We start from the raw sequence: 25,052 nt of genomic DNA, 5'->3' as shown, positions 1-25,052 counted from the left end.
CGGCCATGGCAGGTCGTCCCCTGAACGAAGTCGTCGAGGCCGGTTGGGCCGCGGCGCTTGAGCCCGTTTCCGAGCGAATCTCCACCATGGGTGAGTTCCTCCGCAAGGAGATCGCCGAAGGCCGGCAGTACCTCCCCGCGGGCGCGCACGTGCTGCGCGCCTTCAGTCAACCCTTCGACGAGGTCAAGGTGCTGATCGTGGGCCAGGATCCCTATCCAACGCCGGGCCACCCCATCGGCCTGTCCTTCTCGGTCGCGGCGGACGTACGCCCGCTGCCGGGCAGTCTGCTCAACATCTACAAGGAGATGGAGAGCGACCTCGGCCTGCCCAGGCCCGCCAACGGCGATCTGACGCCGTGGGCCGAGCAGGGTGTGCTCCTGCTCAACAGGGTCCTGACCGTGATGCCGGGCAAGCCCGCCTCCCACCGCGGCAAGGGCTGGGAGGAGGTCACCGAGCAGGCCATTCGCGCTCTGGTCGCGCGTGCCAAGCCGATGGTGGCCATTCTGTGGGGCCGCGACGCCCGCAACCTCGCCCCGATGCTGGGTGACGTGCCGCGGATCGAGTCCGCGCACCCGTCTCCGCTGTCGGCGCGCAGCGGCTTCTTCGGCTCGCGGCCGTTCAGCCGGGCCAACGAGCTGCTGGTCCAGCAGGGCGCGGCGCCCGTGGAGTGGAAGCTCCCCTAACGCACCACGGCGAGGGCGCGCTTGCGCCGCCAGACGTTGTCGACGGCCAGTGCGCCGCCCTCGCTGAACGCGATCACCAGGCTGGCCGCGGCCAGCGTGAGGACGAACTCGTAGCCGCCCTCGCCGACGGAGAAGCCGTTCTTGAAGTGGACGAGGACGATGGCGCCGAGCATGTCGACGGCGAGCAGCGTGCCGACGATGGGCAGAGCCGCGCCCAGGATGAGGGCGACGCCGCCGCCCACCTCCAGAATCGCGACCACCGGCGCGGCCACACCGGGAAGCGGGACGCCCAGCGATGCGAAGAACCCGGTCACGCCCGGGATCCCTTCGCCGGTGAACTTCTGCAGGCCGTGCACGAGGAACACGGCCCCGAGCACCACGCGTCCGATCAGCAGGGAGAACGGCCGAATTTTGTCGATCATGTGAAGTCTCCTTTCCGGTCGTGGTCAAGCCTTCCGGCCCAGGCCGGACGGCGGGACGGGCGCATGGTTGGTCTCCGATCATCCAAAAGGATGATCCGGGCATCGCACGCTCCTGGTACCAAGAAGGGATGAGCGTGCTTTCCCTGCGGCAGCCGATGACCTTCGATGACAGTTTCCCGCGAGTCGTCCACCTGGGCTTTTATCTGACGATGGCGGCTTGCACCGTACGGATGCTGTCCTATGGCGGCGGCGTCTCGCAGCTCGATGTGATCAGGCTCGTCGCGGTGGCCGCTTTCTGTTCCCTTTATGCCGGCGGCGTCGCGTGGGCCAAGCCGGGGCGGCAGCAGGTCGCCTGGCTGGGCGCCATGATCGCCGCCTGGACGCCGCTCACGCTGACCACGCCGTGCTTCAGCTGGTCGGCGATCCCGCTGTTCTTCCTTGTGCTGATCGTGCTGCCGATGCGGCTGGCCGTACCCCTGGTGGGATATCTCGCGGCGGTCGCCGCGGTCGTCGGCGAGTTCCACGCGCGCACCAACTGGGACCCCGCCCCGCTCGTCGCGCCGATCGCGATCGCCACGATGAGCATGTTCAACTACCGCCGCCTCCACCACGAGAACGTCCGCCGCCAGGAGCTCATCGACGACCTCATGCGGGCGAGGGACGCGCTCGCGGAGTCCGAGCGCGCCGCCGGCGTCCTCCAGGAGCGGGTACGGCTCTCGCGCGAGATCCACGACACGCTCGCCCAAGGCCTGTCCAGCATGCACATGCTGCTCAACGCCGCCGACCAGGAATGGGACGCCGACAACGGCAAGGCCCGCGCCCACGTGCGCCAGGCCGCGGTGGCCGCCCGCGAGAACCTCGCCGAAGCCAGGCGCTTCGTCCACGACCTCGCCCCGCCCGCCCTCGACGAACGTTCCCTCCCCGAGGCTCTCCGCAAGGTCGCCGACGCCGTCCAGGTACGGGTGGAAGGCACACCACGCAAGCTGGACCCGGGCGTGGAAGGCGAACTCCTGCGCATCGCCCAGGGCGCCCTCGCCAACGCCGCCCAGCACGCCCGCGCCGGCACCGTCGTGGTCACGCTCACCTACCTGCCCGACACCGTCACCCTCGACGTCATGGACGACGGCGTCGGCTTCGACCCCACCAGCCCCAGCTCCGGCCGAGGCCGGGGCTACGGCCTGAAGGCCATCCGCCAGCGCGCCGAATCGCTCGGCGGCACGGCCACCGTGGACAGCGTGCCCGGCGAGGGCACCGTGGTGGCGGTCAAGGTGTACGCATGAGGATCCTGCTGGTCGACGACCACCCCGTGGTGCGGGCGGGCCTGGCCGCGATGCTCGCCGCACAGGACGGCTTCACCGTCGCCGGCGAAGCCGCCGACGGAGAGGAAGCGGTACGGCAGAGCGCCTACCTGGCCCCCGACCTCGTCCTCATGGACCTCCAGATGGGCGAGGGCATCGACGGCCTGGAGGCCACCAGGCAGATCGCCGCCCTGCCGGGAGCGCCCAAGGTGGTCGTGCTCACCACGTACGACTCCGACGCCGACATCCTGCGAGCCCTCGAAGCCGGGGCCGTCGGCTATCTGCTGAAGGAGTCGCCCCCCGAAGAACTGTTCGCGGCCCTGCGCACCGCCGCGAGCGGCGAGACCGCCCTGTCGCCGCCCGTGGCCTCCCGGCTGGCCCAGCGCTTCCGCAGCCCCCAGCTCGCGCTGAGCCAGCGGGAGATCGAGATCCTCGAACTCCTGGCGGCCGGCCGTTCCAACCGTGAGATCAGCAAGGCCATGTTCATCAGCGAGGCCACCGTCAAGACGCATCTCGCCCACGTCTACGACAAGCTGGGCGTCGACAGCAGAACCGCGGCCGTCCGGTGCGCCGTGGAGCGGCGCCTGATCCGGCTGTAACCCGTAGAGTCAGCTCCATGAGTGATGAAGGTAAGTTCCTGCGTCTCACGGTCGAGCTGACCGTGGAGGTGCTCGACGTTGACGCGCTGCAGGCCGCGGCGCTGGGCGAGATCCGCCATGAGGACGCCGACCTCACCGACGAGGAGCGCAAGGAGCAGGCCGAACTGGTCAACGCCGACGAGACCGGGGCCACGGCGCTGCAATGGCTGATCGAGCCCGACCACGTGCTGTCGCTGGTCAACCACATCGACGAGGTTGAGCCGCGGGAGGCCGTGCTGGGCGTGGAGCCGTCGGACGGGCTGAGTGAGGACGAGGAAGAGCACGACCACGAGCACTGAGCACGACCCGGGGAGCCGCCACCAACCACCAGCGGCTCCCCACCCACCCTCCCCACCCCAGCCCTCCCCTCACACCCACCGCCGGCCACCCCACCCCGGCCCTTTCGCCGGCTCTCTCCGACCCTCTCCGCGCGGACTCCGGCCACCCCACCCCGGCCCTTTCGCCGGCTCTCTCCGCGCGGACTCCGGCCACCCCACCCCCGGTTCTCGCCACCCCGGCCGCGCCGCACTTCGGCTCCCCCACCCAGCCACGGCAGACGCCCCAAGCTCTGCCGCACCAGGACACCGCCGCTCAACCCCTGCGCAGGCGGGTCCCCCACCACCCGTCCCCGCCCAACCACGTCCCCTGCCAACCGCGTTCCCGCCCAACCGTGTCCCCGCCCAACCGCGTTCCCGGCACAGTGGCCTCGTAGCTTTCCGGGGCGCCGAGCCACCCCCGGGGCTGCTACCCGGTGCCGTTGAGCGGGTGTGGCGTTTGTAGGATCGGGAGCCTTCGGGGCATGCCGAATTCGTGGAGGTTGGTTCGTGATCGTCGCATTCTCCATCACGCCGCTGGGAGTGGGCGAAGGCGTCGCCGAGCCGGTGGCCCGTGCGGTCAAGGTGGTCCGGGAGAGCGGACTGCCGAACCGGACAGACGCGATGTTCACCACGATCGAGGGCGAGTGGGACGAGGTGATGGCCGTCATCAAGCAGGCCGTCGACGCGGTGAAGGAAGTCGCACCCCGGGTCAGCATCGTGCTGAAGGCCGACATCCGCGAAGGCGTCACCGACGGAATGACCAGCAAACTGAACTCTCTCGAACGCCACCTGGATTGACCCTCCCGCGACACCCCGCCCACCCCCTGCGGCGGCCCGGCCCACCTGGCCGGTCGGCCCAGCCCCTGGTCAGATATATCCGGGATTCCGGGGTATTCGGGGTTTTCTCGCTGCGCCGAGCATGCTAGAAATCGCGAATGCGGACTCCCCTGGCGGTTCCGATCGTCATCGGAGCCTTCGCGCTGGCGCTCACGGCAAGCGCGGTGCTGGCGCTTTTCCAGGTGTTCACGGCCACCACCAGCGTCAGCACGATCACCCCGGCGGACACGCTCTCCACGTCGCCCATCGACCTGTTCCCCACCTCGGCCCCGCCCTCCGGCGACACCTTCACCAACGTGCCAACCCCGGACACCACCGGAGCCCCGCAGCCTGGCACCACCCAACCCGGCACACCCCAGACCGGAGCACCCCAGACGAGCGGCCCCCATCAGGAGGTCCCGCAGACGGGGGTTCCGCAGAACGGCGTCCCCCAAGCGGGTCTGCCGCAGACCGGTGCGCCCCAGGCAGGCGCTCCCCAAGCAGGTGCTCCCCAAGCTGGGGCGCCTCAGGCAGGAATGCCACAAAATGGGGCGCCTCAGGCCCAGACCGGTGCCCCTCCGGGCGGAGTTCCACAGAACGGCGCTCCTCTTGGCGGAGTTCCACAGAACGGTGCGCCTCTGGGCGGAGCTCCGCAGAACCCTGCGCCTCTGGGCGGAGCTCCGCAGAACGGTGTGCCTCAAGGCGGGTTTCCGGAGTCTGGGCTCGGTGGGCCCGATTCGGTGCCCGGCTTCTGAACCACCCGGCCGGTAGGCGGATCTCGTGACGGCGGCCCGCCCCGCGCACGACTCCTCGGCGTCTCCCTGGATGGGGCCCGGCCCCGTGCGGCGGGTGGCGGTGGGGACGGCTGTGCCGTAAAGGATGGTGCTCTTTACCAACCACCCACAAACGCGATATGTCTTGACCCACCGCAACACGCGACATATCGTGTCCTTCGGACGCGCTAACGCGATATTACGCGAAGCCGAGCATCTCGGAGGTGGAAAGGGTGGAGATGGAAGAGCGGGTGCCCGTTCTGGTGGTCGGTGCCGGGTATGCGGGGCTCAGTGCGGCGATGATGCTGGCATGGCACGAGGTGCCGGTCATTCTGGTCGAACGGCATGCGAGCACATCAATCCAGCCAAAAGCATTCGGCGTGGGACCGAGGGTGATGGAGCTGGTGCGGTCGGTGCCGGGGATCGAGTCGAGCCTCACCAGCATCTGGGAGGGCATCGGCGACGACATGCGCATCGCGATCGCCGGCAGCCTCGTCGACCCCAACCCGAAGATCATCGTGGACACCTCCGAGGGCGACCTCGACTCCATCATCGACATCACGCCGGTGCCGCAGGTGGGGGCGCCGCAGTCGGAGGTGGAGCGGGTGCTGCGGGCCAAGGCCGAGGAGTTCGGCGCCGACCTGCGCTTCTCCACCGAGCTCATCTCCCTGGAGCAGGACGCTGACGGCGTCACCGCCGTGATCATGTCCGGCGACGCGGTGAGCACCGTCCGCGCCGACTACGTCGTGGCCGCCGACGGCTCCCGCAGCCCCCTGCGCACGTCGCTCGGCGTGCCGACCAGTGGCAAGGGCCCGCTGAACGAGATGTACTCGATCATGTTCGACGCCGACCTCACCGGCATCGTACGCGACCGCGAGGTCACCCTCTGGTACCTGCAGTCAGCGGACTTCACCGGCGCCATCGTCACCGGCACCGGCGTCGGCAGCCACGTGTTCGGCGTCTACTACGACCCGGAGACCGACCCCGGCTTCACCGAAGAGCGTTGCCGCCACCTGGTACGGCAGGCCGTGGGCATCCCCGATCTGGACGTCACCATCAAGGACACCACCAGCTTCGCCTTCGCCCACATCCTCGCCGACACCTACCGAGCGGGCCGTGTCTTCTTCGCCGGGGACGCCGCCCACACCATGCCGCCCACCGGCGGCCAGGGCGGCAGCACCGCGCTCCAGGACGGCATCGACCTCGCCTGGCGCCTGTGGCTCGTCCACACCGGCCAGGCCGGACCGGACTTCCTGGACACCTACGACGCCGAACGCCGCCCCATCGGCTCCCTGACGGCCGACGGCCAGCTGGCCAACTTGGCCTTCCGCATGCCGTCCGAGCAGACACAGGGCTTCCCTCCGCCGATCGCGGACCCCTTCTCGGTCATGATCGGCTACCGCTACCACTCGACGGCGATCTTGACGGAACCCGGTGACGACGGCTCCATCCTGGAGGACCCCCGCACCGCCACCGCCCGCCCCGGCAGCCGCGCACCCCACATGCTCCTCGACTGGGACGGCCAGCCGATCTCCACGATCGACCTGTTCGGAACGGGCTTCGTCCTGCTGGTCGGGCCGGGCGGCCGGGCGTGGGAGACGGCGGCGCGCAGGCTGAGCGAACGCCTGTCACTCCACCTCACCCCGCTGCCCATCGGCGGCGAGCTCAAGGACATGGAGGGACGCTGGCAGGAGCGCTACGGCGTCGACGACACCGGCGCCGTCCTGGTCCGCCCGGACGGCTACGTCGCCTGGCGCGCCGCCTCCCTGCCCCCGTCCCCCGAGACCACCCTCCACGAAGCCCTCACCAAAATCCTCAGCCTCTAGCCGCGTCCCCGGGACAGCTTCGGGGAAGCTGCGGGACGCCTCGGAACTGCCGTGGACCGGAGCCGGTTCGCAAGATCCTCGGGCCCGAGACCACTACCCGGCAACGCTGAGCACACGCGTTCGCCACCTGCGGCCAGAGGCGAGGCGAACCCCGGGCGGGTGAGCCCGGAGGCGGGGCACGCCGGCGGGTCGGAACAGGGGGCGGTGGTCAGGAAGGGTGTTTGGCCACGGCGGCCCAGCCGAGCGGGGCGAAGCGGCTCAGGATGTGAGGGGAGATGAAGTGGTCGGGAGTCAGTACCTCGTAGGGGCCGAAGAAGCGGCGGATGTCCGGCACCGTGCGGGGGTAGACGCCTGAGCTGGCGCGGGAGTAGACCTCGCGGACCGAGTCCGTGTCCGTGCTCCGCTTCTCCTGCATGGACATGTGTGTGATCACCATGTGGCTGCCGGGCGGGAGCATGTCGCGGAGCTGGGCGACGTTGTCGTACGGGTCTTCGAGGAAGTGCAGGACGGCCACCATCAGCAACGCCACCGGCTCCTCGAAGTCGATCAGCGTGGTGGCGGCCACCTTGGCCCGGAGCGTGTCGGGTTCGCGCAGGTCGGCGTCGACCATGGCCACGGTGGGGGTGTTGGCGAGCAGGGCGCGGCCGTGGACGCAGACGATCGGGTCGTTGTCGACGTAGACCGTGCGGGCCGTCTTGTCGACCGAGTGGGCCACCTCGTGAACGTTCCGCTGAGTGGGCAGGCCCGCCCCGATGTCGATGAACTGCCGGATCCCCGCCTCATCGGCCAGGTAACGGACGGCGTTGCCGAGGAACTCGCGGTTGACCCGCACACCTTCCCGGGACTCGGGGAACGATTTGAGTATCTGCTCGGCGGCCTCACGGTCGGCGGCGAAGTTGTCCTTGCCACCGAGCATGTAGTCGTAGATCCGGGCGACGTTCGGCGTGTGGACGTCTATGCCCGCGGGAGCCCGCTCGCTCATCGTTCTCCTCCCGTGCCGGCCAGGAGCACCGGCAACCACATTGGCGCAGAGACTATCGCACGCCGCCCCGTCCACACCGTCCCATCCAGGTACGCCCACAGAGCGCGGATCGGCCACGTACCGGATGGGCGAAGCTTCAGGCGGCGGCCAGGTAGGTGACCGGGGCGGCGCCCTGGGTGGAGCAGAGCCAGTCGTTCAGGGTGCCGGTGAAGCCGGAGGGCGGGCCTACCTTCAGGCAGGTGAACTGGCCGGAGCCGGGAGCGGGGCCGACCTTCAGGCGGCGGATCGGGCCGGGGGTCTCGCAGGGGGTCAGGCGGACGCCGAACGACTGGCGGTCGGAGAAGAGGGCGTGGTCGTGGATGCGCAGGTGGTCGTCGATAGTGCGGTCGCGGGCCTCGGGGTTGGCCGACAGGAAGGCCAGGTGGTCGGTCAGGAGGCGCTGGGCCACGGCGCGCAGAAGGTTGATGGCGCACAGGTTGTGGGCGCAGGCGGCGCCATCGAGGGTGATCTCGGGGAGGGCGAAGCGGCGCAGGCCCCGTGAGGTCACGCGCAGGCAGTCGCAGGCCCGGGTGTCGGCGGGGTTCCAGGGTGGGCAGGTCGCCGTGTCGTGGACGTCCACGCTCCAGCCCAGCCAGTCGTCGGTCAGACGGAACGAGGACGGTTCGCCGGCGCAGCGGACGCAGGACGGCAGGGCGTAGCCGGCCAGCGGGTCGACCACCATGCCCGCGCACTCCTCGGCTATGGCTCGTGCGGCGGCCCTGGCGACCTGGAGGCTTGCCGGTAGTGCCTGTGGTGGCGCGGTGCTGGAGACCAGGACGTGCTGGCGGGTACGGCGCAGCAGGCGGCGTTCGTCCTCGGTGAGGTCGACTCCGCCGGGTCGCCACTGGGCGGTGCTGTGGGTCAACGTCAGCAGCGGCGTGCCCAGCGCCGCCATCGCGGCTCTTCTGTGGGGTCTGCCCATGCGCCACGGCAGCACGCCCTCGATGTCGAAGCGCAGACGTTCGATGGCCACCACGAACAGGGCCGTCAGGGACGCGGGCACGGGGAAGGTGATCTGCACAGGGGCCTCCGGATGAACGGTGAGGCCCTCAGGGTGCCGAGGGGTGGGGGTGGGAAGGGGGCGCGAACGGGGTTCTGGGGAAAGAGCCGCCGCCGTGGCGGCCCGGCTGTGGAAAAGCAGAGGGCCCCGGCCGGACAACCCGGCCAGGGCCCAGAGCAAACCGGTCGGGAACTACTTCTTCAGCCCGACGGCGGTCCAGTCACGGTCCGAGAACCCGAACGCACCGTAGTTGGCCAGCCCGCTCTTGGCGGCGACGATGTTCGGCCGCTGGAACAGCGGCAGCACACCGGCCTGGTCCCAGATCAGCTGGTCCGCCTTGTTACCGAGCTCGACAGCCTTGGCAGGGTCGATCTCGGAGGCGGCGGCGTCCATGGCGGCGTCCAGCTCGGCGGAGCCCACGCGGGTGAAGTTGTTGTTGAACAGCTTCGAGTCCGGCGGGTTGCCGTACAGCTGGAACAGGTTGCCCAGCGGGAACGGCGTGCCCTCCCACACGAACGGCGTGACGTCGAAGTCGCCCTCGTTGATCCGGTCGAAGAACTTGTCCGGAACGGCCGCGTCCAGGGTCACCTTGACCCCGATCTCCTTGAGCATGGCCTGGGTGAGCTCACCCTCCTGCTTCGCCACGGCCAGGTCGGCCGAGTACATGAAGCGGATGTTCAGCTCCTTGCCGTCCTTCTTGCGGACGTCGCCCTCAAGCTTCCAACCGGCCGCGTCGAGCAGCTGCTTGGCCTTGTCGGGGTTGTAGGTGTTCAGCCCGCCCGAGTTGTCCTGGTAGCCCTTCTGGGTGTTCACGTAGACGTGGTTGTCCTGGGGCTGCATCGGCCAGTCGAGGCCCTGGAGGTCCGACTGGAGGATGGGCGTGCGGTTGATGCCCATGAAGATGGCGTGGCGGACGTTCTTGTCCTTCAGGGCCTCGGAGGCGCCGTTGAAGGTGAAGTGACGCCAGATCGGACCGGCGGCCTTGCGCATGTCGGCGCCGGCGACGTTCTTGGCCTGCTGGTACTTGGCGCCGTCGGCGCCGATGACCACGGCGTCGATCTCGCCGTTGGCGAAGGCCGGGACGTGGCCGGACAGGTCGATGGCGCGGAAGACGGCCGAGTCGAGCTTGGCCTTGCGGCCCCACCACTTGTCGTCGCGGACCGCGGTGACGGTCTTCGCGGTCTGGTCGATCTTGCCCAGCTTGAACGGCCCGGCGGTGACCGGGACCTTGTTCAGGTAGCCCTTGTTGAAGCCCTCGGCGGTCTTGTTGATCGAGGCCGGGTACAGCGGGCTGAACAGGCCCTGCCAGGCCGGCCAGACCTTGGAGAACTTGACGATGACGTCCTTGTCGGTGGCGCCCTTCTCCACCGACTGGATGCGGTCGTAGCCGTCAGGCGAGGAGATCAGGTAGTCCTTGTTCTTGCCGTTCAGGGCCTTCCACTGGGCCTCGAAGTCCGCGAACCCGATCGGCTCGCCGTCGGACCACGTGGCCTTATCGTTGATCTTGTAGGTGACGGTCTGCTTGCCGTCGACGACCTCGGACTTCCACTCGGAGACGTAGTCCGGGTTGTTGACGACCTGCCCCTTCTCATCGGCGACGCTGATGAACGGCATCATCGGCGACATGGCGTCACGGACGTCACCCTTGGTGCCCTGCGTCTGGTTGTAGTTCCACTGCGTCTGCCAGGACTGCAGCGCCAGCTTCACCGTGCCGCCGTCCGGGACCTGCTCGTACGGCGTCTCGTTGATGGACACCTCCGGCAGCGCGGCGGCCTGCTGCTGGGCCTGCTGCGACTGCTCGGCACTGGGCTTCTTGGCGTCGCTGCCGCCACCACCGCCACAGGCCGCGACGGCCATGGCGAGGACCGCGAGTCCGGCCGCTGCCCGGTAACGAACCTTCACTTTTCCTCCTGATCGTCCGAGGCCGTGATGACCTCGATCTCCTCCGCGTAGTGGCAGGCGGCACCGTGGTCGACGGCGTTCGCGAGCCGAACAACTGAGGGCTCTTCCTCCACACACCGCCGCCGCTCGGCCTCGCTGAGGCGGGCGAACTTGGGGCAGCGGGTGCGGAACCGGCAACCCGATGGCGGGTCGGCCGGGCTGGGCAGGTCGCCTTCGAGCAGGATGCGCTTGCGTGTGCGCTCCATCTCGGGGTCGGGCAGCGGGATCGCTGACAGCAGCGCCTGCGTGTAGGGGTGGGCCGGGCGGTCGTAGACGTTCTCGACGGTGCCGATCTCGGCGATCCGGCCGAGGTACATGACGGCTACGCGGTCGGCGAGGTGCCGTACCACGGCCAGGTCGTGCGCCACGAACAGGTAGGACAGCCCGAGCGTGTTCTTCAGCTCCTCCAGCAGGTTGATGACACCGGCCTGGATGGAGACGTCGAGGGCGGAGACCGGCTCGTCGAGGACGAGCAGCTTGGGCTCCAGGGCGAGCGCGCGGGCGATGCCGATGCGCTGGCGCTGGCCGCCGGAGAAGTGCTGCGGGTAGCGCTCGGCGTAGCTCGGGTCGAGGCCGACCAGCGCGAGCAGTTCCGCCACACGCCCGCCAACGTTCTTGCGGCCGTGGGCGCGCAGCGGCTCGGCGACGATGTCGCCGACCGGCATGCGCGGGTCGAGCGCGGCCATCGGGTCCTGGAAGACGATCTGCAGGTCGCCGCGGAGCGCCTTGCGGTCCTCCTTGCCGAGCTTGCCGCTGTCCTTGCCGAGCACGACGATGCGGCCGCTCTGCGGCGGCTCCAGCTGCATGATCTGCTGGAGCGTGGTCGTCTTGCCGCAGCCCGACTCGCCGACCAGCGCCAGCGTCTCGCCCTCGGCGATGTCGAAGCTGATGCCGTCCACGGCGTGCACGGTGCCGACGCGGCGCTTGAAGACCGCGCCCTTCATCAGCGGGTAGTGCCGGATGAGGTCGTCGAGCTCCAGCACCGTGGGACGCTGCTCGCGCGGGATCCGCACCACGTCGCTCGGCGGGATCACCGGGACGGGGAAGACGTCGGCGCCGGTCAGGCCCTTGTGCTCGATCTCGCGCGAGCGGATGCAGGCCACGTGCCGCCCGCCGCCGATCTCGGTGAGCGGCGGCTCCTCGTCGTCGCAGGCGTCGACCTTCATCGGGCAGCGCGGCGCGAACGGGCAGCCGGGCGGCAGCGCCGCCGGAGAGGGCGGGTTGCCCTCGATGGGGACCAGCGGCCCCTCCTCGCCGTCGATGCGCGGGATCGAAGCGAGAAGTCCCATCGTGTACGGCATGCGCGGCCGGTAGTAAAGCTCGTCCACCGGCCCCTGCTCGACCGGCTTGCCCGCGTACATGACGAGCACCCGGTCGGCCATGCCCGCGATGACGCCCAGGTCGTGGGTGATCATCACGATGCCGGCGCCGGTCTCCCGCTGCGCGGTCTTGAGCACCTCCAGCACCTGCGCCTGGATCGTGACATCCAGGGCGGTGGTGGGCTCGTCGCAGATGAGCAGGTCGGGGTCGTTGGCGATGGCCATGGCGATCATCGCGCGCTGGCGCATGCCGCCGGAGAACTCGTGCGGGAACGACTTGGCCCGCACGCCGGGGTGCGGGATGCCGACCAGGTCGAGGAGTTCGACGGCCTTGCGGGCCGCCTTGTCCTTGCCCACCTTCTGGTGGATGCGGACGGCTTCCGCGATCTGGTCGCCGATCGTGTAGACGGGGGTGAAGGCCGACAGCGGATCCTGGAAGATCATGCTGATCGTCTTGCCGCGTACCTTGATCTGCTCGTCTTCCGACATGCCCAGCAGTTCGCGGCCGTGCAGCTTCACCGAGCCGCTGACCACGGCGTTGCGCGGCAGCAGGCCCATGACGGCCAGGGAGGTCACGGACTTGCCCGAGCCGGACTCGCCGACGATGCCGAGCACCTCTCCGCGCGAGACCGAGTAGTTCACGCCGCGGACGGCCTCGATGCCGCCGGGGAACGTGACGGTGAGGTCCTTCACCTCGAGGATGCTCATGAGGTGCTCCCGGGGTCGAGCGCGTCGCGCAGGCCGTCGCCGATCAGGTTGACGCTGAGCACCAGCGCCACCAGGAGGCCCGCGGGGAAGAGGAAGAGCCACGGATACGAGATGACCGTGCTGGTGCCGGAGCCGTCGGCGATCAGGGTGCCGAGGGAGACGTCGGGCGCCTGGACGCCGAAGCCGAAGAACGACAGCGAGGTCTCGCCGATGATGGCGCCGCTGACGTTCAGCGTGGCGTCGATGATCAGGAGCGACGACAGGTTGGGCAGCACGTGCCGCAGGATGATCCGCCAGCCGGGGATGCCCATGTACCGGGCGGCCAGCACGTATTCACGCTCACGTAGCGACAGCGTCATGCTGCGGACCACCCGGGAGGTGATCATCCATCCGAACAGCGCGAGCAGCAGGACGAACAGCAGCCAGGTGCCGCCCTTGAGCCGCGGCGAGAGGATGGCGATGATCAGGAAGCTGGGCAGGACCAGCAGCAGGTCGACGCCCCACATGAGGAGGCGGTCGACCCAGCCGCCGAAGTAGCCGGCGGCGGCGCCGACGAGAGCGGCGAGACCGGTGGAGATCAGCGCCACGAGGAAGCCGATGACGAGCGACTTCTGCAGGCCGCGCAGCGTGTTGGCGAAGACGTCGCCGCCGGTCTGCGTGGTGCCCCACCAGTGGTCGGGTCCCGGGGGCTGCATGAAGGCCATGAAGTCCTTGTCGGACCAGTCGTAGGGGGCCACGAACGGGCCCACGTAGGCCAGGATCAGCAGGAAGAGCACGCCGATGAGGCCGTAGCGCGTCTGCTTGTTCTTGACCAGGCGTCGGAGAACGACCTTGCTACGCATCTGTTAGCTCACCCGGACTCGGGGGTCGAGGGCGGCGACCGCCAGGTCGGACAGGAAACCGGCCACGAGGACGCAGGCCGCCGCGAAGGTGCTGACCGCCGCCACGGAGTTCACGTCGTGCTGGTTGATCGAGTCGACCAGCCAGGCGCCCATGCCGTGCCAGCCGAAGATCTTCTCGGTGAACGTGGCGCCGGTGAGCAGCGTGCCGAAGGCGAAGGCGAAATAGGTCGCGGCGGGGATCAGCGCGGTGCGCAGCGCGTGCCTGAACAACGCGGTACGGCGCCGCAGCCCCTTGGCCATGGCCGTGCGGACGAAGTCCTGGCCGAGCACGTCGAGCATCATGTTCCGCTGGATCCGGCTGTAGAAGGCGATCTGGCCGAGGCACAGGGAGATCGTCGGCAGGATCAGGTGGACGAGCCGGTTGGCGAACTGGTCCCAGCCGGTCAGGCCGGGCGAGTATTCGCCCACGAACTCGATCAGCTTCGATCCCGCGGCGTTGTTGAGCCCGGTCGCGGCGAGGATCAGCATCGTGGCCATGACGAAGACCGGCACGGCCATGATCACGAATGACGAGACGCCGATCACCCGGTCGCTGAGTTTGTACTGGCGTACCGCGGCGAAGGCGCCGATGAGCACGCCGAGCCCGGAGCCGAGGATCGTTCCGATCAGCAGGAGGCGCAGGCTGACGCCCATCCTGCGGCCCATCTCCTCGTTGACCGAGTCGCCTTCCCACGTCTGGCCGAAGTCGCCCTTGACCACCCCGGACGCCCACGTGCCGTACCGCTCGAGCAGCGGCTTCTTGGGGTTGAGGTTGTACTGGTCGAGCGTCTTGTCGATGGTCGCCTCGGGGACGGGAGGGTTACGTCCCTTGAAGTTGACCTGGGGGTTGAGACTCGACGCGGCGAGGAGGTAAGCCAGGCTGGCCGCGATAGCGACCAAGAGCACGTTCGTCGCCAACCTGCGCAGCAGGTACTTGCCCATTACCCTCCGTTCGCGCTGAACGGGGGCCAGAAGGTCCTGGGGTGGAGAGTTCGCCCCCGCAACGAAAAGGCCGTTCCGCGTTGTGAGAAACCACTTGACGCATCAGTCACGGCCGAAGCGCAGAATATCTGGCGAAACGTAACAGTCCGCAACGGGGCAAAGTAACGGTCAGATTACTGAACGGTAGATCACCACTGATTGTCCGGGGACCAGTAAACCCTTCGGACCTGCGGAAACAGGCTCATCAGCAGCCAAGATCACGGTGCCTCCGCGGAGGGGCAGTGTCACAGAATCCGGACAAAAATTTACGATTACGCAAAGTGATCCCCGCCACAGGATCAGCCAGCGGTCAAGAGGTCCCACCTCCACCCGGACCCGGTCCAGACGGGGGTCGGCGAGCTCGGGAAACGCCTTCCGCAGCGCGATGAGATCCCGGTACCAGCTCAGCAGCGTCCAGTGCTCCTCGTCCTTCAGCTCGCTCCAGTCGAGCTTGGAGCGCTGGAACGCCTCCTCCGACGACGGGTCCGGCGCGTCCCAGTCGTACCCGAAACCCTCGAACTCCCGCGCCCGGCGCACCGACTCGCCCTCGCGCAGCGAGGGCTCCACGTGGTCGGAGAAGAACAGGAACGGCGAGCGCGCCCCCCACTCCTCCCCCATGAACAGCATCGGCGTGTACGGCGAGGCCAGCAGCAGCCCGGCCCCCAGCTTCAGCGCCGTCATCGGCAGCCGGTCGCCGGCGGGGCGATTGCCGATCTGGTCGTGGTTCTGCAGGCAGCAGACGAAGCGGTGGCCCGGCACCCCGCGCGCCGAGGCGCCGTGGGAACGCCCGCGGAAGGTGGAGTAGCCTCCGTCGTGCACGAATCCCGAGGTCAGCGCCTTGGCCAGCGACTCCAGGCCGGCGAAGTCGCCGTAGTAGCCGTGGTTCTCGCCGCTGACCGCGCAGTGCAGGGCGTGGTGGACGTCGTCGTTCCACTGCGCCGTCATGCCGAGGCCGCCGGCCTCCAGCGGCGTGACCATGCGCGGGTCGTTGAGGTCGGACTCGGCGATCAGTGACAGCGGGCGGCCGAGCGCGCACGACAGCGCGTCCACCTCCGCCGACAGCTCCGCCAGCAGGTGCGTGGCGCGGCGGTCGTGCAGCGCGTGGACCGCGTCGAGCCGCAGCCCGTCCACGTGGTAGTCGCGCAGCCACTGCAGCGCGTTCTCGATGAAGTAGCGGCGTACCTCGTCCGACTGGGGGCCGTCCAGGTTGACCGCCTCGCCCCAGTAGCTGCCCTGGGTGCCGGTCAGGTACGGGCCGAACGGGTGCAGGAAGTTGCCCGACGGGCCGAGGTGGTTGTAGACCACGTCCAGGACGACGCCCAGGCCCTTGCCGTGGCAGGCGTCCACGAACGACTTGAACCCGTCGGGCCCGCCGTAGGTCTCGTTGACCGCGTAGAGGTCGACGCCGTCGTAGCCCCAGTTGCGCCCGCCGGGCACCGGGACGATCGGCATGACCTCCACGAAGTCGACGCCCAGCTCGACCAGGTGGTCCAGCCGCTCGATCGCCGAGGCGAAGGTGCCATCGGGGGTGAACGCGCCGATGTGCAGCTCGTAGATCACCGATCCGCGCAGGTCGCGGCCGGTCCAGTCGTGGTCGCTCCAGGTGTAGTGGGCGTGGTCGTAGACCATGCTGGGGCCGAAGATCCCCTCGGGCTGACGCCGCGAGCGCGGGTCGGGGTAGGGGCCGTCGCCGTCCAGCACGAAGGAGTACGGCGTGCCGTGCCCCGCCTCCGCCACCTCGGCGCCCCACCAGCCGTCCTTGCCCGCCCGCAACGGCCGCCGCCCCTCGGGCAGCTCGATCTCGACGGTCGTGGCACGAGGCGCCCACACGTCAAATCGCATCAGGTTCGCTCCCTGCTCATCGGTTCGCGGAGTCCCTCCTTCGTCGGGCCTCCACTCCACTCACTGCGTCAGGTTCGCTCCAGCAAAGCGACGGGGTTGCGGCACATGAGGTGGGCCAGGGGGATGCGGCCGGTGTAACGGCTGCCGGTCAGGAGGTCGTGCCAGGATCCCGGCGGCAGCATGAGCGTGGTGGCGGCCCAGCCGCCGCGGCGCGCCAGCCGTACGGGAAGGCGGGTGGCGACCGCGACCGCGCCGGAGCCGCGCGCGAAGGCGATCGCGTGCTCCTCCGCCTCACCCGTCGCGAACAGCGGCAGGTACGGCGCGGCGGGCGGCAGCCGGCGGCGCAGGCGCAACGCCTGGCTGGTGAGCAGCAGCTTGGTGGCGTCCCAGGCGTTGGCCGGGCGGCGGCCGAAGTCGACGGGCCGCCGGTTGTCCGGGTCGACGAGGGAGAAGTCGGTCATCTCATTGCCCTGGTAGACGTCGGGCACGCCGGGCATCATCAGCTGCACGAGCTTGGCCCCGAGCGAGTTCGCCATCGCGTACGGCTCGATCTCCGCCGCGAACTCCCCCACCGGCAGTTGCGTCGCCTGGACGGCGAACTCGCGCAGCCCCTTCTCATACGCCGGATCCGGCTTGACCCAGGACGTCCGGGTCTTGGCCTCCCGGGCGGCCTTCAGCAGGTAACCGGCGAAGCGCTCCGGCGTGATCGGCCAGGCGCCGAGCAGGTTCTGCCAGGCCAGGTAGTCGAGGTGCGGGTCGAAGCTCAGGGCCGACGACCAGTCCGCCACCGCCCGCGCCCACTCCCCGGGCATCTCCGACAGCACCGACAGCCGGGCCCGCACGTCCTCCGAGCGCTTGGTGTCGTGCGTCGACAGCGTCGTCATCGTGTGCGGCCGCATCCCGGCGCAGAACTCGTGGAACTCCTTGACCTCGATCCCGAAGACGTCCGGCTCCCCGCCCACCTCGTTGAGCGCGGCCAGCGGGTACCACCGGTACAGGGCCGTGTCCTCGACGCCCTTGGCCATGACCGGCCCGGTGCTCTGCTGGAACCTGGTGACCACCTCGGCGGGGCCGTACAGGATCTTCTGGGCGAGTTCCCGCGTCTTCGGCGTGGCGATCGCCTCGATGAGCTCGACCGACGCGGGCGGCGGCGGCTCGCCGGGCGTCACGTAGGCGCGGTAGACCGGCATGGCGGCGAGCAGTTCCGCGACCTCGGCCGGATCGGCGCCGGCGGCCCGCGCCAGCCGCTCGACCTCGGCGGTGAAGAACAGCTCGATGACCTCGCGCTTCGAGCGCGCGACCACCGCCCGGTAGTCGGCGCTCTGCCCGGTACGCCGGACGAACTGGCTGATGAGCGGATCCGCCCCGGCCGGGTCGACGAACAGGCGGGTGATCCGGTTCAGGACCTCGTATCCGGTCGTGCCGTCGCAGGCCCAGTCGTCGGGCAGCCGCTCCTCGCCGATGAGGATCTTCTCCACGACCGTCCACACGCCCCCGGAGCGCCTGCGCAGCGACTCCAGGTAGCCGCGCGGGTCGGCGAGGCCGTCCGGATGGTCCACCCGCAGCCCTTCGACCAGCCCCTCGTCGAGCAGCCAGAAGATCACCTCATGGGTGGCGAACAGCACCGCGGGGTCCTCCACCCGCAGCCCGATCAGCGACGACACGTCGAAGAAGCGCCGGTAGCCGGGCCCCTCGGTGTAAGGAACCAGCCGATAGTGCCCCGGATAGGGATATTCATGCTCGTAGTAGCGCAGCACATCGCCGTCGACCTTGGGCTCGGCGCCGTCGCCCAGCACCGGCAGCGCGACCTTCCCGCCGGCCCACTCGATGTCGAACCAGTTCACGTACGGCGAGGCCGTACCGTCCTTCAGGACCGACCGGAACTGCGCGTTCTCGGTGTTCATGTGATTGGGCACGATGTCCATGACGATGGCCAGATCGTGCGCGGCCAGTTGCTCGGCCAGCTCGCGCAGGCCCGCCGCGCCGCCGAACTCCGCCCGGATGCTGGAGTGGTCGATGACGTCGTAGCCGTGCAGCGAGCCCGGCGTCGCCTGGAGGATCGGCGACAGGTACACATGGCTGACGCCCAGCTCCCGCAGGTAGGGGGCGATCTCGGCCACCTGCGCGAAGCCGAAGTCCGGCGTGAGCTGGACGCGGTAGGTCGAGGTCGGCTTAGACACGGCGCAGCACCCGCACGCTGCGGCCGTTCACGGCCACGCTCTCCCCGGCGCGGCACGTCGCCACGCCCACGCTGATCGGCATCGCGGTATCGATCTCGGTCTGCCACATGTCGCCGTAATCCTTGGGGACGGTGAAGCGGATGGTCTCGTGGTGCGCGTTGAACAGCAGCAGGAACGAGTCGTCCCTGATCGTGCGGCCGCGGCGGTCGGGCTCGGTGATGGCCTCGCCGTTCAGGAAGACCGCCAAGGACTTGGCGAAGCCGGCCTCCCAGTCGCCGTTGGTCATCTCCTCGCCCGCCGGGGTCAGCCAGGCGATGTCGGCAAGACCGCGCACGGGCCGGCCGTAGAAGAAGCGCCTGCGGCGGAAGACCGGGTGCCGTCTGCGCAGCGCCGCCAGCCGCTGGGTGAACTCCAGCAGCAGCCAGTTCTCCCGCACGTCCGACCAGTCGACCCAGCTCAGCTCGTTGTCCTGGCAGTAGCCGTTGTTGTTGCCCTGCTGCGTGCGGCCCAGTTCGTCGCCGTGGGAGATCATCGGCACGCCCTGCGAGAGGAAGAGCGTGGTCAGGAAGTTGCGCTTCTGCTGCTCGCGCAGCGCCTCGATCTCGGGCCCCGCCTGGCCCTCCGCGCCGCAGTTCCAGGAGCGGTTGTCGTCGGTGCCGTCGCGGTTGCCCTCCTGGTTGGCCTCGTTGTGCTTGTCGTTGTACGAGACCAGGTCCTGCAACGTGAACCCGTCGTGGCAGGTGACGAAGTTGATCGAGGCGGCGGGGCGGCGGCTGTCGTCCTGGTAGAGGTCGCTGGAGCCGGTGAAGCGCGAGCCGAACTCGGGCAGCGTCGCCGGCTGCCCGCGCCACAGGTCGCGGATGGTGTCGCGATAGCGGCCGTTCCACTCGGTCCAGCGGGAGGGGAAGTTGCCCACCTGGTACCCGCCGGGACCGAGGTCCCAGGGCTCGGCGATCAGCTTGACCTGCGACAACACCGGGTCCTGCTGGACCAGGTCGAAGAAGGCGCTCAGCCGGTCCACCTCGTGCAGTTCCCTGGCCAGCGTCGAGGCCAGGTCGAAGCGGAAGCCGTCCACGTGCATCTCGGTCACCCAGTAGCGCAGCGAGTCCATGATCATCTGCAGGACGTGCGGGCTGCGCATGAACAGGCTGTTGCCCGTGCCGGTCGTGTCCAGGTAGTGGCGCGGGTCGCCGTCGGCCAGCCGGTAGTAGTGGGTGTTGTCGATGCCCTTGAAGCTCAGCGTGGGGCCCAGGTGGTTGCCCTCGGCCGTGTGGTTGTAGACCACGTCGAGGATGACCTCGATGTCCGCCTCGTGCAGCGCCCTGACCATCGCCTTGAACTCCAGCACCTGCCCGCCGCGCTGGCCCTGGCTGGAGTAGCGGTTGTGCGGGGCGAAGAACCCGATCGAGTTGTAGCCCCAGTAGTTGCTCAGCCCGCGCTGGCTCAGGAAGTCGTCGGTGACGAACTGGTGCACCGGCATCAGTTCCAGGGCGGTCACCCCGAGCTTCGTCAGGTGGTCGAGGGTCTCCGGGTGGCCCAGGGCGGCATACGTCCCGCGGATCCGCTCGGGGATCTTCGGGTTGGTGATCGTCAGTCCCCGGACGTGCGCCTCGTAGATGACCGTGTCATGGTACGGCGTCGCCGGCGGCCGGTCGTGACCCCAGCCGAAGAACGGGTTCACCACCACCGACCTGGGCACGAACGGGGCGGAGTCCGCCTCGTTCATCGTCTCCGGACGGCCGAACATGTATCCGTAGACCGCCTCGTCCCAGGTCACCTCGCCCTCGATCGCCTTGGCGTACGGGTCCAGGAGGAGCTTGGCCGGGTTGCAGCGCAGGCCCCTGGCCGGGTCGTGGGGGCCGTGGACGCGGTAGCCGTACCGGTGGCCGGGTCCGACGCCGGGCAGGTACCCGTGCCAGACGAACCCGTCGCACTCGCTCAGCCGGACCGCGCTCTCCTTGCCGTCCTCGTCGAACAGGCACAGCTCGACCCGCTCGGCCACCTCACTGAAGAGCGCGAAGTTGGTGCCCGCCCCGTCGTAGGTCGCACCCAGCGGGTAAGGGTCTCCCGGCCAAAGCTCGATCATCGACGACTCCCTCGCGATCCATCCCATGTTCCGTGCCCCCGCCGCCGGCGACAAGGGCGGGAGCACCGACCTACCCGCAAACCCCCGCCACCACGCCCCCGGCTCCAGGTTTCGGGGGCGTTCTGTCGGCAATGTGCCGGTCCCATGGGCGGATTCAAGAAATTCCTGCTGCGCGGCAACATCGTCGAGCTGGCGGTCGCGGTCATCGTGGGCGCCACCTTCAGCGGGCTCGTGCAGGCCCTGGTCGCCGACCTGATCACACCGTTGATCGGGGCGATGACCGGCGGCCGCGAGCCGGACTTCGCCAGCTACTCCTTCACCGTCAACGGCAGCGAGTTCAAGTACGGCGACTTCCTCAACCACCTCCTGGCCTTCCTGATCATCGCGGCCATCGTGTACTGGCTGGTCGTCATGCCGATGTCCCGGCTGGTCAGCCTCTTCGAGCGGGACCAAGCGGCGACGACCAAGCAGTGCCCCGACTGCCTGAGCGAGGTCCCGGTCGAGGCCCGGCGGTGCGCGTACTGCACGGTCGAGCTGGTCCCCCAGTCCGAGCAGCCGTGACGCCACGCGGAGAAGCCACGGCCAGCAAGCGGATCTTGCGCCCTATGCTGGCTAATGCCCAGACTGAGGCGATCGTCCGGTTAGATGGGGCGAGTGAGTGTTGAGCTGATGGTCTGGCGGGAACCAGAGCCGATCACCCGAGATCTCGCCCGTAAGGGGTATTTGGCGGCCAAGAAGGACGCGCCGGGCGGCGCGCTGCCGCCGTACGCCGACGAGCTGCCCGGGAAGCTCACGGCCTACACGGGCGGGCACGTGCTGGTGACCATGGATCTGGAGTCCATGGACGAGATGTCCGGCCGGGTCTTCGCCGTCGCCGGCGCGCACGGCCTGGTCTGCTACGACCCGCAGCGCGACCTCGTCCACAACGCGGGGCCACGCGGCGCCTACGCGGGCATGCAGCTCCACACCGGCGACGGCATGATCGTCACCGACCCGGACCTGGGCCTCGTCCACGACGCCCTGGCCACGCTGTCCGCCCAGAACCCCTTCGTCGCCCTCGTCAACTTCGGCCGCCACTTCATGCAGGTCTCGCCCGAGGCGGGGGGTTACGAGCTGGAGTACAAGGAGGGCGGCACCCTCCACCGCACGCTGGTGCCCGGCCTCGCGGAGATCCAGCGGGCCTTCGGCGAGTACGCCCGCGACGAGCGCGGATTCCTGACCCGCCTCGCCTGGTCGTCCTAGATCACCGAGCGGAACAGCTCGGGATCCACGTTGCCCCCTGACAACACGATCACGGTCCGCCCGGCCGGCGCCCGCCCCGCCAGGTAGGCCGCCGTCGCGGTGGCGCCACTGGGCTCGGCCACCAGCCGGGCCGTCCTGGCCAGATGGCCCATGGCGGCGCGGATCTCGTCCTCGGAGACGGTCACGATGTCGTCCAGCCGTTCCCGCAGGTGCGCGAGGGTCAGCTCGGACAGGTCCGCCCGCAGCCCGTCGGCGATCGTCCTGAACGTCCTGGCCGGCTCCCACGACACCACCCGCCCCGCGCGCAGGCTCTCCCGCGCGTCGGCCGCCAGCTCCGGCTCCACCCCGACGACCTTGGCGTCCGGCCTGAGCGCCTTGACCGCCGAAGCGATCCCGGAAGCCAGCCCGCCCCCGCTCACCGGCACCAGCACCACCTCGACGTCCGGCAGATCCGCCACGATCTCCAGCCCGATCGTCCCCTGCCCCGCGATGACCGCCGGATGGTCGTACGGCGGCACCATCGTCATCCCCCGCTCGGCCGCCACCTTCTCCGCCGCCGACACCCGCTGCTCAGGCGGCACCACCACCAGCTCGGCCCCGTGCCCGACGATCGCCTCCGCCTTGACCCGGGGCGTCCCCTCCGGCACCACCACGACACACGGCACACCCAGCAGCTTCGCCGCGTACGCCAGCGCCTGCCCGTGGTTGCCGGAGGAGTGGGCCACCACGCCCCGCGCCCCCGCCAGGCAGACGGCCGCGTTGTAGGCGCCCCGGATCTTGAAGGAGCCGACCCGCTGAAGGCTCTCCGGCTTGACCCACGCCTCACCCATGGAAACGAGCGGAGTCCTGACCGCCACGGGGGCGATCCGCTCGGCGGCGGCCCGGATGTCATCGAGCCCGACCAGGTTCACGTTCATGCCTCCCATCATGCTTCGCGAACCAGCCGATCTCCCAGAAAGTCCCCGCCGAGCACGTGCTGGTCAGCCTGAGGCACCGCCTCGCCGGAGGCGCGCACCCGGGGGCATGCCCGCCACGCGAGAGACGCGGGCGGGCGAAGCGGCCTCACGGTCGGTGCGGCCGGGGGCTTTACACGCATGGAATCATGCCGAACCATGAGACAGCTCTACCCGGCCATCGAGCCCTACGATTCCGGCCTTCTCGAGGTCGGAGACGGCGACCAGATCTACTGGGAGGTGTGCGGCAACCCGGACGGAAAGCCCGCGGTCATGCTCCACGGCGGGCCGGGCGGCGGGTGCACCGGCAAGCACCGCCGCCAGTGGAACCCGGAGCTGTACCGCATCGTCCTGTTCGACCAGCGCAACTGCGGGCGCAGCAGGCCCCACGCGAGCGACGCGGCGGTCTCGCTGGAGCACAACACCACCTGGAACCTGGTGGCGGACATGGAGAAGCTGCGCGAGCACCTCGGCATCGAGCGCTGGCAGGTTTTCGGCGGGTCATGGGGCAGCGCGCTGGCGCTGGCCTACGCGCAGACGCACCCCGAGCGCACGACGGAGCTGGTGCTGCGGGGCATCTTCACGCTGCGTCCCCGGGAGTTGCACTGGTTCTACCAGGAGGGCGCCTCCCACCTGTTCCCCGACCTGTGGGAGGGGTTCGTGGCGCCGATCCCGCCCGGGGAGCGCGGCGACCTGATGGCCGCCTACCGCGAAAGGCTGGAGAGTTCCGATCCGGCGGTGCGGGTGCCGGCCGCCAAGGCGTGGGCGCAGTGGGAGGGCTCGACGGTGACGTTGCTGCCCGATCCGGAACTGGTGGCGGAGTTCGGTGAGGAGCGGATGGCGCTGGCCTTCGCGCGCATCGAGAACCACTACTTCACGCACGACGGGTGGTTCGAGCCGGAGCAGCTCATCCGGGACGTCGGGAAGATCCGGCACATCCCCGCCGTGATCGTGCAGGGCCGCTACGACGCCTGTACGCCCATGGCGACCGCCTGGGACCTGCACAAGGCGTGGCCTGAGGCGGACTTCCACGTGGTGAACGACGCCGGGCACGCCTCGACCGAGCCCGGCATCGTGGACCGCCTGGTGGAGGCAACCGACCGGTTCGCCCGTTAGGCGGCGAGGGCCAGCCGGTCGCGTACCAGGCGGACGAGGGGTGTGACCGCGCCGACGCACAGCAGCGCGACCAGCGGCGCGATCACGAGCCCGAGCGCGAACCCGGCGGCCACGTCGTGCGGGTAGTGCGCGCCGACGAACACCCGGGAGAACGCCATGATCGCCGCCAGCGGGAGCACGACCCAGGCGAGGGCACGCCACGCCAGGATGAGGGCGCCCGCGGCGCCGGCGGCGATCACGGAGTGGTTGCTCGGGAACGACCAGTCCCCGGCCGGCGGGCAGGCGGCCACCGTGGTGACGCCGCGGCACGGCCGTTCCTCGCGCACGATCAGCTTCACGATCTCGCTCACGACATAGGCGACGATCACCGCGGCGGGTCCTACCAGGGCGATGGCCAGCTCGCGGGCGGGCGCGCGGCGGGCGCGCCACCAGCACAGGACGAACAGGGCGGCGAACACGAAGAGCCCGGCATCGGTGCCCACCTCCGCGAAGGTGTGCACCCAGCCGGGCGTGCCGAGGGCGAAATCGACGATGTCGCGGTACAACACATGTCCAATCGATGAAGAAACGATGGACATGACCTTAATGATCTTACCGAGTGGTTTCGTCGGCAGTTCGGCCAGGCGTCATCGGCCATATGGCCGATAGGGGGTCAGGCGGTGCCGGTGAGGATGCGGGCGAGATCGAGCTGTCGCTGTCTGAGCTCGCCCTCCGTGATCAGCCCGGTCTCGAAGGCGTCCTTGGCCGCGTCGTTCTCGGCGACGTAGTACGCGGCCATGATCTCGCTGCGCAGCGGGGTGAAACCACGCTGTACGCACTCGGCGAAGACGTTGACCTTGCCTTCGAGGGTTTCGCGGGAGATGGTGCAGTCCAGTTCGTGGGCCTTGAGCTGCTTCACGGCTTCCCTGAGGGTGACCTGACCGCGGGAGCCGTTGAATTCCGTGTCTGGTGTGATCTTCACTTCGCGTGCGCCTCCAAGAGTTCACAACGTCGGACAGAACCCGCGTAT

At 69.4% G+C, this 25,052-nt stretch carries 23 protein-coding genes; 9 read left to right on the top strand and 14 right to left on the bottom strand.

The genetic code is table 11. The features are described 5' to 3' along the window. Window positions 1-5 precede the first annotated feature (5 nt). Window positions 6-683 (top strand): uracil-DNA glycosylase, encoded by a 678-nt coding sequence (locus tag ACIBKY_RS06445; protein WP_397094889.1) that lies wholly within the window; start codon window positions 6-8, stop codon window positions 681-683. On the opposite strand, the gene ACIBKY_RS06440 is transcribed toward ACIBKY_RS06445, so the two are convergent. Then, on the bottom strand, window positions 680-1,105 hold the full coding sequence (locus ACIBKY_RS06440; protein ID WP_397094888.1) for a DoxX family protein: 426 nt from the start codon (window positions 1,103-1,105) through the stop codon (window positions 680-682). The genes ACIBKY_RS06445 and ACIBKY_RS06440 overlap by 4 nt on opposite strands. A gap of 128 nt (window positions 1,106-1,233) precedes the next feature. Here ACIBKY_RS06440 and ACIBKY_RS06435 point away from each other — a divergent pair, with 128 nt between their 5' ends. The 4 genes from ACIBKY_RS06435 (at window position 1,234) to ACIBKY_RS06420 (ending at window position 4,156) form a co-directional block, all read left to right on the top strand. Then, window positions 1,234-2,385 carry a sensor histidine kinase gene (locus ACIBKY_RS06435; protein ID WP_397094887.1) on the top strand — a complete coding sequence of 384 codons (1,152 nt, stop codon included), beginning with the start codon at window positions 1,234-1,236 and terminating at the stop codon, window positions 2,383-2,385. Continuing rightward, window positions 2,382-3,002, top strand: coding sequence for a response regulator (locus tag ACIBKY_RS06430; protein ID WP_397094885.1), 621 nt, complete (start codon window positions 2,382-2,384; stop codon window positions 3,000-3,002). Before ACIBKY_RS06435 ends, ACIBKY_RS06430 begins: the two co-directional genes overlap by 4 nt. A gap of 17 nt (window positions 3,003-3,019) precedes the next feature. Next, complete coding sequence (locus tag ACIBKY_RS06425) at window positions 3,020-3,340, top strand: hypothetical protein (RefSeq protein WP_184966041.1); 321 nt, start codon at window positions 3,020-3,022, stop codon at window positions 3,338-3,340. Between the two features lie 525 nt (window positions 3,341-3,865). Continuing rightward, on the top strand, window positions 3,866-4,156 hold the full coding sequence (locus ACIBKY_RS06420) for an MTH1187 family thiamine-binding protein (RefSeq protein WP_397094883.1): 291 nt from the start codon (window positions 3,866-3,868) through the stop codon (window positions 4,154-4,156). A 124-nt stretch (window positions 4,157-4,280) separates the two neighbouring features. Here ACIBKY_RS06420 and ACIBKY_RS06415 read toward each other — a convergent pair whose 3' ends face one another. Then, on the bottom strand, window positions 4,281-4,442 hold the full coding sequence (locus tag ACIBKY_RS06415) for a hypothetical protein (protein ID WP_397094881.1): 162 nt from the start codon (window positions 4,440-4,442) through the stop codon (window positions 4,281-4,283). 744 nt (window positions 4,443-5,186) lie between these two features. On the opposite strand from ACIBKY_RS06415, the gene ACIBKY_RS06410 reads away from it, so the two are divergent. Then, window positions 5,187-6,773 carry an FAD-dependent monooxygenase gene (locus ACIBKY_RS06410; protein ID WP_397095465.1) on the top strand — a complete coding sequence of 529 codons (1,587 nt, stop codon included), beginning with the start codon at window positions 5,187-5,189 and terminating at the stop codon, window positions 6,771-6,773. Between the two features lie 208 nt (window positions 6,774-6,981). On the opposite strand, the gene ACIBKY_RS06405 is transcribed toward ACIBKY_RS06410, so the two are convergent. From ACIBKY_RS06405 to glgX, 9 genes are all read right to left on the bottom strand, one after another. Beyond that, window positions 6,982-7,755: an SAM-dependent methyltransferase gene (locus ACIBKY_RS06405; protein WP_397094880.1), complete on the bottom strand. Its 774-nt coding sequence runs from the start codon at window positions 7,753-7,755 to the stop codon at window positions 6,982-6,984. Between the two features lie 136 nt (window positions 7,756-7,891). After that, on the bottom strand, window positions 7,892-8,815 hold the full coding sequence (locus ACIBKY_RS06400) for a hypothetical protein (protein WP_397094878.1): 924 nt from the start codon (window positions 8,813-8,815) through the stop codon (window positions 7,892-7,894). A 171-nt stretch (window positions 8,816-8,986) separates the two neighbouring features. Next, window positions 8,987-10,696, bottom strand: a complete 1,710-nt coding sequence (locus tag ACIBKY_RS06395) for an ABC transporter family substrate-binding protein (RefSeq protein WP_397094876.1) — start codon at window positions 10,694-10,696, stop codon at window positions 8,987-8,989. After that, window positions 10,693-12,762 carry a dipeptide ABC transporter ATP-binding protein gene (locus ACIBKY_RS06390; RefSeq protein WP_397094875.1) on the bottom strand — a complete coding sequence of 690 codons (2,070 nt, stop codon included), beginning with the start codon at window positions 12,760-12,762 and terminating at the stop codon, window positions 10,693-10,695. Before ACIBKY_RS06390 ends, ACIBKY_RS06395 begins: the two co-directional genes overlap by 4 nt. Next, window positions 12,759-13,604, bottom strand: coding sequence for an ABC transporter permease (locus tag ACIBKY_RS06385; protein WP_397094873.1), 846 nt, complete (start codon window positions 13,602-13,604; stop codon window positions 12,759-12,761). The genes ACIBKY_RS06390 and ACIBKY_RS06385 overlap by 4 nt, the downstream gene beginning before the upstream one ends. A 3-nt stretch (window positions 13,605-13,607) precedes the next feature. Then, window positions 13,608-14,585: an ABC transporter permease gene (locus ACIBKY_RS06380; protein ID WP_397094872.1), complete on the bottom strand. Its 978-nt coding sequence runs from the start codon at window positions 14,583-14,585 to the stop codon at window positions 13,608-13,610. Window positions 14,586-14,753: 168 nt separating this feature from the next. Beyond that, on the bottom strand, window positions 14,754-16,466 hold the full coding sequence (treZ, locus tag ACIBKY_RS06375; RefSeq protein ID WP_397094870.1) for a malto-oligosyltrehalose trehalohydrolase: 1,713 nt from the start codon (window positions 16,464-16,466) through the stop codon (window positions 14,754-14,756). Window positions 16,467-16,534: 68 nt separating this feature from the next. Beyond that, entirely contained in the window at window positions 16,535-18,646 is a 2,112-nt protein-coding gene (gene treY, locus ACIBKY_RS06370; protein WP_397094868.1) for a malto-oligosyltrehalose synthase, read from the bottom strand. Beyond that, window positions 18,639-20,732: a glycogen debranching protein GlgX gene (gene glgX, locus ACIBKY_RS06365; RefSeq protein WP_397094866.1), complete on the bottom strand. Its 2,094-nt coding sequence runs from the start codon at window positions 20,730-20,732 to the stop codon at window positions 18,639-18,641. Before glgX ends, treY begins: the two co-directional genes overlap by 8 nt. 144 nt (window positions 20,733-20,876) lie before the next feature. On the opposite strand from glgX, the gene mscL reads away from it, so the two are divergent. Both mscL and ACIBKY_RS06355 read left to right on the top strand, forming a co-directional pair. Next, window positions 20,877-21,293, top strand: coding sequence for a large conductance mechanosensitive channel protein MscL (gene mscL, locus ACIBKY_RS06360; RefSeq protein WP_397094864.1), 417 nt, complete (start codon window positions 20,877-20,879; stop codon window positions 21,291-21,293). A gap of 93 nt (window positions 21,294-21,386) precedes the next feature. Next, the gene (locus ACIBKY_RS06355) at window positions 21,387-21,974 is read left to right on the top strand and encodes a hypothetical protein (RefSeq protein WP_397094863.1); all 588 of its coding nucleotides are present in this window, start codon (window positions 21,387-21,389) and stop codon (window positions 21,972-21,974) included. Here the strand turns inward: ACIBKY_RS06355 and ACIBKY_RS06350 are convergent. Then, a complete protein-coding gene (locus tag ACIBKY_RS06350) occupies window positions 21,971-22,885 on the bottom strand; it encodes a threonine/serine dehydratase (RefSeq protein ID WP_397095463.1) in 915 nt (304 codons plus the stop codon). The genes ACIBKY_RS06355 and ACIBKY_RS06350 overlap by 4 nt on opposite strands. A 201-nt stretch (window positions 22,886-23,086) precedes the next feature. Between ACIBKY_RS06350 and pip the strand changes: the two genes are divergently transcribed. After that, on the top strand, window positions 23,087-24,043 hold the full coding sequence (pip, locus tag ACIBKY_RS06345; RefSeq protein WP_397094862.1) for a prolyl aminopeptidase: 957 nt from the start codon (window positions 23,087-23,089) through the stop codon (window positions 24,041-24,043). On the opposite strand, the gene ACIBKY_RS06340 is transcribed toward pip, so the two are convergent. Both ACIBKY_RS06340 and ACIBKY_RS06335 read right to left on the bottom strand, forming a co-directional pair. Continuing rightward, a complete protein-coding gene (locus ACIBKY_RS06340) occupies window positions 24,040-24,591 on the bottom strand; it encodes a phosphatase PAP2 family protein (RefSeq protein ID WP_397094860.1) in 552 nt (183 codons plus the stop codon). The two genes, pip and ACIBKY_RS06340, sit on opposite strands and share 4 nt — an antisense overlap. A gap of 104 nt (window positions 24,592-24,695) precedes the next feature. Beyond that, on the bottom strand, window positions 24,696-25,004 hold the full coding sequence (locus ACIBKY_RS06335) for a hypothetical protein (protein ID WP_397094859.1): 309 nt from the start codon (window positions 25,002-25,004) through the stop codon (window positions 24,696-24,698). Window positions 25,005-25,052: the final 48 nt, after the last annotated feature.

The sequence above is a fragment of the Nonomuraea sp. NPDC050394 genome, assembly GCF_044459065.1.
Classification (GTDB): Bacteria; Actinomycetota; Actinomycetes; order Streptosporangiales; family Streptosporangiaceae; genus Nonomuraea.
Note: the sequence above shows the minus strand (reverse complement) of the source record. Positions and strands in the feature narration are given on the sequence as shown.

Coding starts and splice junctions, on each gene's coding strand:
- ACIBKY_RS06430 (WP_397094885.1), top strand. CDS start 2,382: ATGAGGATCCTGCTGGTCGACGACCACCCCGTGGTGCGGGCGGGCCTG.
- ACIBKY_RS06415 (WP_397094881.1), bottom strand. CDS start 4,442: ATGGGCGACGTGGAGAGCGTGTCCGCCGGGGTGATCGTGCTGACGCTG.
- mscL (WP_397094864.1), top strand. CDS start 20,877: ATGGGCGGATTCAAGAAATTCCTGCTGCGCGGCAACATCGTCGAGCTG.
- ACIBKY_RS06440 (WP_397094888.1), bottom strand. CDS start 1,105: ATGATCGACAAAATTCGGCCGTTCTCCCTGCTGATCGGACGCGTGGTG.
- treZ (WP_397094870.1), bottom strand. CDS start 16,466: ATGCGATTTGACGTGTGGGCGCCTCGTGCCACGACCGTCGAGATCGAG.
- ACIBKY_RS06445 (WP_397094889.1), top strand. CDS start 6: ATGGCAGGTCGTCCCCTGAACGAAGTCGTCGAGGCCGGTTGGGCCGCG.
- ACIBKY_RS06380 (WP_397094872.1), bottom strand. CDS start 14,585: ATGGGCAAGTACCTGCTGCGCAGGTTGGCGACGAACGTGCTCTTGGTC.
- ACIBKY_RS06435 (WP_397094887.1), top strand. CDS start 1,234: ATGAGCGTGCTTTCCCTGCGGCAGCCGATGACCTTCGATGACAGTTTC.
- ACIBKY_RS06390 (WP_397094875.1), bottom strand. CDS start 12,762: ATGAGCATCCTCGAGGTGAAGGACCTCACCGTCACGTTCCCCGGCGGC.
- ACIBKY_RS06425 (WP_184966041.1), top strand. CDS start 3,020: ATGAGTGATGAAGGTAAGTTCCTGCGTCTCACGGTCGAGCTGACCGTG.
- pip (WP_397094862.1), top strand. CDS start 23,087: ATGAGACAGCTCTACCCGGCCATCGAGCCCTACGATTCCGGCCTTCTC.
- ACIBKY_RS06385 (WP_397094873.1), bottom strand. CDS start 13,604: ATGCGTAGCAAGGTCGTTCTCCGACGCCTGGTCAAGAACAAGCAGACG.
- glgX (WP_397094866.1), bottom strand. CDS start 20,732: ATGATCGAGCTTTGGCCGGGAGACCCTTACCCGCTGGGTGCGACCTAC.
- ACIBKY_RS06410 (WP_397095465.1), top strand. CDS start 5,187: ATGGAAGAGCGGGTGCCCGTTCTGGTGGTCGGTGCCGGGTATGCGGGG.
- ACIBKY_RS06405 (WP_397094880.1), bottom strand. CDS start 7,755: ATGAGCGAGCGGGCTCCCGCGGGCATAGACGTCCACACGCCGAACGTC.